Source organism: Muribaculum sp. (assembly GCF_029051885.1).
In the GTDB taxonomy this organism is placed as follows: domain Bacteria; phylum Bacteroidota; class Bacteroidia; order Bacteroidales; family Muribaculaceae; genus Muribaculum.
The window spans coordinates 1-7,152 of the sequence record NZ_JAIDKI010000047.1 but is presented as its reverse complement, the minus strand read 5'-3'; the positions used below and the strand labels follow the sequence as shown (position 1 = coordinate 7,152).

Below are 7,152 nucleotides of genomic sequence, written 5' to 3'. Positions count from 1 at the left end.
ACTCCCTCATCACAAGCGAAAATATGCTCGACGATTGACCGCCCTGACGGTAACATTTATTATTAAACAAGCTCTAATATATTATACCTCTGAAATGAATAAAAAAGTACTCTTATGCACGGCATTGCTCGTAGCGCCCCTGCTCCTCGGAGCCGAGACTATGGAGATTAGCGGCAAGCAACGTTCCTACTCAATCATTAAATCGGAGCAACCCGCGCCGGGCGTCACCTACAACCGCCTGCGGTTCACCGACTCCGACTATCTGCTGAATGTCAATCTACTGACAGTCGACCTCTCCAATCCGGGCAACCGCGTGGAGACTTGGTGTGCAAAGGATGCGGCCAAAGGTATCGAAGCCATTACATCGGCGGCCAAGCGTCTGACTACCGAACAGCTTACTCCGGTAGCAGCGGCCAACGGCAACTTCTGGTACTGCTACGGACAAAACGAGTACCCAACCTACAACTATATCCCGCGCCTCCTGTCGATACGCAACGGCGTATTAGTGACCGAGCTAAACACCGGACGCGAAAAATGGGACGGCGGCGCCAAGCGCAACGGTGCTGTCGGCATAACATCCGACGGACATGTATATGTCGATTCCTTCACTCCCGACTACACACTGAAAATGCCCACAAGGGAGATGAACATCAACCTATGCAACAAAGGAGTTTCGGCCAAATATGCCTCGGCCGGAGAATTGTGTGTATACAACAGCTACTATGGCCGCGACCGCAAGTTCATGTTTGTCGAAATCGATGACAACAAGAAACTGATAATCGACGAAGAGGCCGCCGACGCCACAGAAGTACTGCTTGATATCGACGAAGGCCAGACTTGGATGACCGCACGCGACATATCCTTTACGGTAAAAAGTGTCAAGAAAAATGCCACCGCCGGCACTCTTGGCGACCATGACCTCGCACTGGTAGCACGAGGCACTACAAAGGCAAAACGTCTTGCCGAACTAAAAGTCGGCGACAAGGTCCAGCTCAACTACTCATTCCTCGTCACAGGCAAGAACGTCACTCCCGAACTGGAACAGGCTATATGTGGCAACGCTCTCGTAATGCGCAATGGCGAGCTTACCGAGCATAACTCCAACGAGGAATATAACTCAATGATATATTCCCGTACCGGCTACGGATGCGATGCCGACAACCGCAAACTCTATATAATTGTAATCGACAAGTCGACCGATGCTGTCTACGGCAAGTCGAGAGGCTGCTCCACAGCCGACATGTGTGAGATAGCGCGCCACTTCGGCTGCTCCAACATGGCCAACTTCGACGCCGGAGGATCTGCCGAGATGATGTACGACGGCAAAATCATAAACACCACCACCGAGGCTACCCCCCGCGACGTAGCCAACGGCCTGATGATATTCTCCACAGGCATGTCGGCAATCGATACTGCAATTTCCGACAGCAACGACACCGACCGCGTAGAGTGGTACTCCGTCGACGGACGCAACCATGAAGCCCAACCCTCGGCAGCAGGCATATATATCCGCCGCCAGGGCACCTCTTCCGAGAAAATATTTATCGGCAATTAGCCCATCGGCCCGCAAGATTGTCATAAAAGCGTGTTGACAATATAACATGACAGAAAAGGATATATCCGACAGCCGCCTCATACAGCTTCTGCAAGGCGAGGAGGATACCGCAAGGGGAGCATTGACGATGCTCTATCTGCGGTATGCTCCTCGTGTGCGCGAGCTGGCGCAGTGTATCCTCCACGATTCCGACGAAGCCCTCGACGTGGCCCATGATGTATTTATGTCAGTATGGCAGCACCGCAGTGTGCTGGAAGGCGTAGTATCCCCGTCGGCATACCTATTCCGGATGACACGCAACGCCGTGCTCAACCGTCTTAAGCACCGTCGTATTGTCGACGACTATGCCTCGCAGCCCTTTGACACAACCTCGCCTTACGACCCGGCCGAGACATTATCTACACGCGAAATGGCGGCAATGATACGCGCGGCAATTGCCGGAATGCCACCTCTGCGCCGTAAAATATTCCTGATGAGCCGTTCTCGCGGCATGACCTACCAGCAGATTGCCGAAGCCGTGGGCGTAAGCCATAAGACCGTACAGTACCATATCGGCATAGCACTCAAAGAATTGAGGAAGGTACTTTCAGCCCTTATGCTGTTTTTATAATTCGATCTGCATCCCTTTTTAATAAGTTTATAAGCCGAGGTATGTCATATCCGGATATAAGCGCGTCTTTATATAAAAAGTAGAGCTTGTTTAATAATAAATGTTGCCGCCAGGGTCGTATAGCTTGAGGCGATTTTCGACATGCGACGAAGGAGTGTACTTTATGTACACAACTGAGGAACAGGGTGAAAAGCGGACAAGATATACGAGACAAAAGGTGACTTTATAACCATCCAACCTCTCTCCTGCTTTTGAAACAAATGCAAAAATATATCAACGATATGAAACAAATTACCTCCCGTCGGTCATTTGCCGGCATCTTTCCGCCTGCTCTTCGGGCGTTATGGAACCCCATAACTCCCTCATCACAAGCGAAAATCTGCTCGATGAAGACTGCCCTCACGGTAACATTGATTATTAAACAAGCTCTATGAAAAATATCCAATCAGTATCTTTCCTTGCCTTTGGAATATCTGCCGCGATGTCACAGGCTGTAGCCGCCCCACAGACAGATGGTAAACGCCCGAATATTCTAATCTGCATGGCCGACGACGCTGCCCATATGGGCGCTTACGGCAACAGCTGGGTCAACACTCCGGCTTTCGACCGTGTGGCGCGCGAAGGGATTCTATTCCGCAATGCCTTTACATGCAACTCAAAGTCGGCACCTTCGCGAGCATCATTCATTACCGGACGCAACTCGTGGCAACTGCGCGAAGCCGCCAACCACTGGTGTGAATTCCCGCGCGATATCATGTCATTTCCTGAAGCTCTCCAGCGCAACGGATACTTCACCGGATACACAGGCAAAGGATGGGGTCCGGGCATAGCAACCGATTCTATCGGCAACGATCGTCTCCTCACCGGACGACCCTATAACGACATCACCTGCACACCACCCACAAAGCATATCAACGCTATTGACTATTCGGCAAATTTTGCCCGGTTTCTTAAAGACTGGGACGGCGAGCAACCGATATGCTTCTGGTACGGTGCCCGCGAACCTCATCGCAAATATGAATACGGCTCAGGCATACGTGCCGGAAAGTCGCTGTCAGACATCGACTCTGTACCATCCTACTGGCCCGATAACGAGACTGTGCGTACCGACATGCTCGACTATGCTTACGAAATAGAGCATTTCGACCGCCACCTCGGCAATATACTTGCGCAGCTCGACAGTATCGGACAACTTGACAACACAATCGTCATCGTAACCTCCGACAACGGCATGCCTTTCCCGCGCTGCAAGGGACAGGAATATTATCAAGCCTCACACCTCCCTATGGCAATGATGTGGCACGACGGATTAAAAAATCCCGGACGCGAGGTCAACGAAATAATCAGTCAGATTGACATAGCTCCTACACTGCTGGAGCTCACCGGAGTCAATCCCATAAAAGCAGGAATGCTGCCTGTGACCGGACGCTCCATCACCGACATTATCGCCGACAATCCCGACCCGGCAGTCGACCGCGGCTATATGATGCTCGGAAAAGAGCGCCACGACGTCGGACGACCTGATGACCAGGGCTACCCTATCCGCGGAATCGTGCGCGACGGCTATCTGCTGTTGCGCAATTACGCCGCCGACCGCTGGCCATCCGGCAATCCATCCACCGGATATATGGATACCGACGGTTCGCCCACAAAAACCGAGATAATAAAGGCACGTCTCGATTCCGACTCTCATCATCTATGGGAGCTTTCAATGGGCAAACGCCCCGAACTCGAACTTTACGACATTACCGCCGACTCCGAATGCATCAATAATCTTGCCGACAACCCGGAAATGGCCGAAATCATAACCCGCCTCAACCGTGAGATGACCGAACGCCTTATAGCCGAGGGTGATCCGCGTATGGCCGGCGAAGGCCACCTGTTTGACGAGTATCCCAGTATGAACAAATCGCATATGTACTGGAACCGTGTCAATGCCGGCGAGAAAAAAGTCCCCCACTCCTGGATAAGCAAAACCGACTTCGACCCGGCCGCCGAACAGTCGGAATAAGTGCGACACAATCGCATGCACAAAAACCAAAATATCAATCGGTGAGCCATGGCCTGAGAGCACCGGCTCACCGATTGATGTTATATATTGCGTAGCGACATAAAAATTTGCTTAACTTTGTCGGCACAAATTATCCGATAAACAGAATAAGCCGCAATGAACCAACTTTTCAAAGAAGTCTCTGAAAACTACACCCTCCCTGAAGCCATACGCGAAGCACAGCGCTGTCTGCACTGCAAAGTGCCGGGATGCAAAAAAGGGTGTCCTATCTCAAACGACATACCCGACTGGATTGCCGAACTTGCCAAAGGAAACTTTGGCAACGCTATGAAAATAATCAACTCGCGCAGCAATCTGCCGGCTGTATGCGGGCGCGTATGCGGCCATGAACGCCAATGCGAGGGCAACTGTGTGCTTGCCAAAAAAGGCCAGCATATAAATATTGGAAAACTCGAGCGCTTCGTAGCCGACTTCGACGGAGAGGCCGGACTTACCCACGAGGCTATACCGGAGAAATCGCGCGGCGCAGTAGCCGTAATCGGCAGCGGACCGGCCGGACTCACTATCGCGGGCGATCTTGCGCGCCAGGGATTCCGTGTGGAGATATTCGAGATGCAACCCGAGCCTGGAGGAGTACTGATGTTCGGCATACCGGAATACCGACTCCCAAAAGAAGTTGTCCGACGCGAAATCAAAAAAATAGAGAATCTCGGAGTCCTGTTCCATCTCGACACCACCATAGGCCGTACGCTTACCATCGACGACCTGTTTGCCCGCGGATTCGACGCCATATTCATGGGCACAGGCACCGGACGTCCAAAGACACTCCCCATACCGGGCATAAATCATCCCGGAGTGCGACAGGCCATATGGTTTCTGCGACGTGTAAGCCTGTTTCAGTCAGGCTGTATCGACCAAAAAGAAGTGGTCATAGGCCAAGGCGACCGTATAGCCGTAATAGGATGCGGCAATACAGCCATCGACGCCGCACGCACGGCTCTGCGCATGGGTGCCGCGGAAGTTACCGTAATATACCACCGCACCGTCAACGAGATGAGCGCACTGCGCGCCGAATATGACGATGCCGTGGCCGAAGGTGTAAAATTCATGTGGAAATCATCGGTCAAAGAGATTCGTGGAGTTGAAAACAACGGAGCGCCTACCGATATGCCCTGGGATGCCGGCAACCGGCTGAGCGGAATAACTGTCGATACCGAAGGCACTCTGACCGACATGGCTGTAGACCGTGTGATACTTGCCGTAGGTTCAGCTCCGGCATCACGTATTGTCGACTCGACCAACGGTATAAACGTCGACTCCAGAGGCTATGTGCTTACTCGCGAGGTGCCATATGGCATGACATCACGCCGAGGAGTGTTCGCCGGAGGCGACGTAACCAATCGCCCGGCCACTGTAGTACACGCCATGCAGGACGCCAAACGTGTGGCCGAAGGTATCGTACGCTACATCGATGCCGTCAAACTGATGGAGTCCATCAACCTCCCCTCCTGATTACGACAGACGCGATACCCGGCCGGGTATCGCGTCTGTGAGTTTTATCCATTTATGCTAAGAAACTGTTTAAATATGATACAGATTTTGAGAGAGAATGTCAGATGGATACGTGATTTTATTCCTCAAAAATATCTCTCAGTTCCTTGTTTGATATTTCGATTGTCATGGATTTTCCGGAATGACTCTGATAGATATAGACTATCTTGGCCCCTGCATTGACTATGTTGTCAAAAAACTTTTTATTTGCAGGATTCAATCCGGCTTCTCCCTTTAGCATATACAGCAATGAGTTCTTAAAACTTTCATCATTGCTTATGCCGTCATTAATTCTGTCAAGACTATAAGAATATATTATAGTATTGTCCTCATAAACGATACTTTCCAAAGTCACATTATTTCCCATTCCAAGAGAAATCGGGCACTTCGAATTTGAAAAATCAACCTCTCTCTTTATCTCGGCATATATACCGGATTCTGTGTCCATTCCGGCAGTCTCGGTATTTTGCCGGATTTCCGTATCCTGAGCAACTTCTGCCGAAGTCTGGGAATTTGTATTGGAAGAATTGCATGAAGCACACAATCCCACAACAATACTGAAGATTAACGTCTGTATTTTTGCCATGATTATAAAATTTAGAGCTTGTTTAATACATCCGTAAATATACTCATATATTTTGAAATAGCAATCGTAATCTGTCTAAATTGCGGCGCGAAAAGATATGGATGGATAGGAATGTGACCATATAGCCGGTAGTCATGGCTGCGATAGCCGTGCCCTCACGTATACCGTCGATTGTGCCTGACAGAGCGAGCGACAGCAATGCCGCCGAACTTACCAGGAGCAAATCAAATCCCACTTTCAGACGTCCGAACTCCTTGTTATAACGTCGTGAAGCATACTTTACAAATCCCTCGGCGCTCATTATCGCCACATTGGGCTTAAGTTCAAGCACAACACCTACAGCCTGCGACATACATCCCGCACAAAGCATGGCCAGGGCATACCAATAGCTGGTAATCTCAATTCCGCGACACATCCACATGTTGAAGTCAATGAACGCACCGAAAGCAAACGAAAACGGTATCTGCAACAGTATTTCCACCACATCCTTGCGTGTACTCCTACCCTTAATCAACGCAAACTGCCCGAGTATCAGCAGCATATTGAGCAAAAATGTAGCCGTGCCAAGAGTAAGAGGTGTATTAAGCGACAATACATAGTTGATGCTTGATATCGGCGTTGTGCCGAGAGTCGATTTTACAATGCATACTACTCCGAGAGAAAGAAAATACAGACCGGTGATAAACACCATGTACCTTATAACAAGATTTCTCATAATTGCAGTTATTATATAATTGTTTGTCAGCGGCTTCACGTCGCTCTTCTTAGAGCTTGTTTAATAATAAATGTTACCGTCAGGGCGGTCAATCGTCGAGCATATTTTCGCTTGTGATGAGGGA

At 50.1% G+C, this 7,152-nt stretch carries 6 protein-coding genes; 4 read left to right on the top strand and 2 right to left on the bottom strand.

Annotated features, from left to right (window positions below):
* Positions 1 to 94: 94 nt before the first annotated feature.
* The 4 genes from K2I50_RS02160 (at position 95) to K2I50_RS02145 (ending at position 5,688) form a co-directional block, all read left to right on the top strand.
* Positions 95 to 1,555, top strand: a complete 1,461-nt coding sequence (locus K2I50_RS02160; protein ID WP_301024609.1) for a phosphodiester glycosidase family protein — start codon at positions 95 to 97, stop codon at positions 1,553 to 1,555.
* Positions 1,556 to 1,601: 46 nt separating this feature from the next.
* Positions 1,602 to 2,165, top strand: a complete 564-nt coding sequence (locus K2I50_RS02155; RefSeq protein WP_301024608.1) for an RNA polymerase sigma-70 factor — start codon at positions 1,602 to 1,604, stop codon at positions 2,163 to 2,165.
* 430 nt (positions 2,166 to 2,595) lie between these two features.
* A complete protein-coding gene (locus K2I50_RS02150) occupies positions 2,596 to 4,176 on the top strand; it encodes a sulfatase family protein (RefSeq protein WP_301024607.1) in 1,581 nt (526 codons plus the stop codon).
* Positions 4,177 to 4,332: 156 nt separating this feature from the next.
* Complete coding sequence (locus K2I50_RS02145; RefSeq protein WP_301024606.1) at positions 4,333 to 5,688, top strand: NAD(P)-dependent oxidoreductase; 1,356 nt, start codon at positions 4,333 to 4,335, stop codon at positions 5,686 to 5,688.
* 118 nt (positions 5,689 to 5,806) lie between these two features.
* On the opposite strand, the gene K2I50_RS02140 is transcribed toward K2I50_RS02145, so the two are convergent.
* Positions 5,807 to 6,313: a hypothetical protein gene (locus K2I50_RS02140; protein ID WP_301024605.1), complete on the bottom strand. Its 507-nt coding sequence runs from the start codon at positions 6,311 to 6,313 to the stop codon at positions 5,807 to 5,809.
* Positions 6,314 to 6,356: 43 nt separating this feature from the next.
* Positions 6,357 to 7,028 carry a YczE/YyaS/YitT family protein gene (locus K2I50_RS02135; protein ID WP_301024604.1) on the bottom strand — a complete coding sequence of 224 codons (672 nt, stop codon included), beginning with the start codon at positions 7,026 to 7,028 and terminating at the stop codon, positions 6,357 to 6,359.
* Between the last annotated feature and the right edge of the window lie 124 nt (positions 7,029 to 7,152).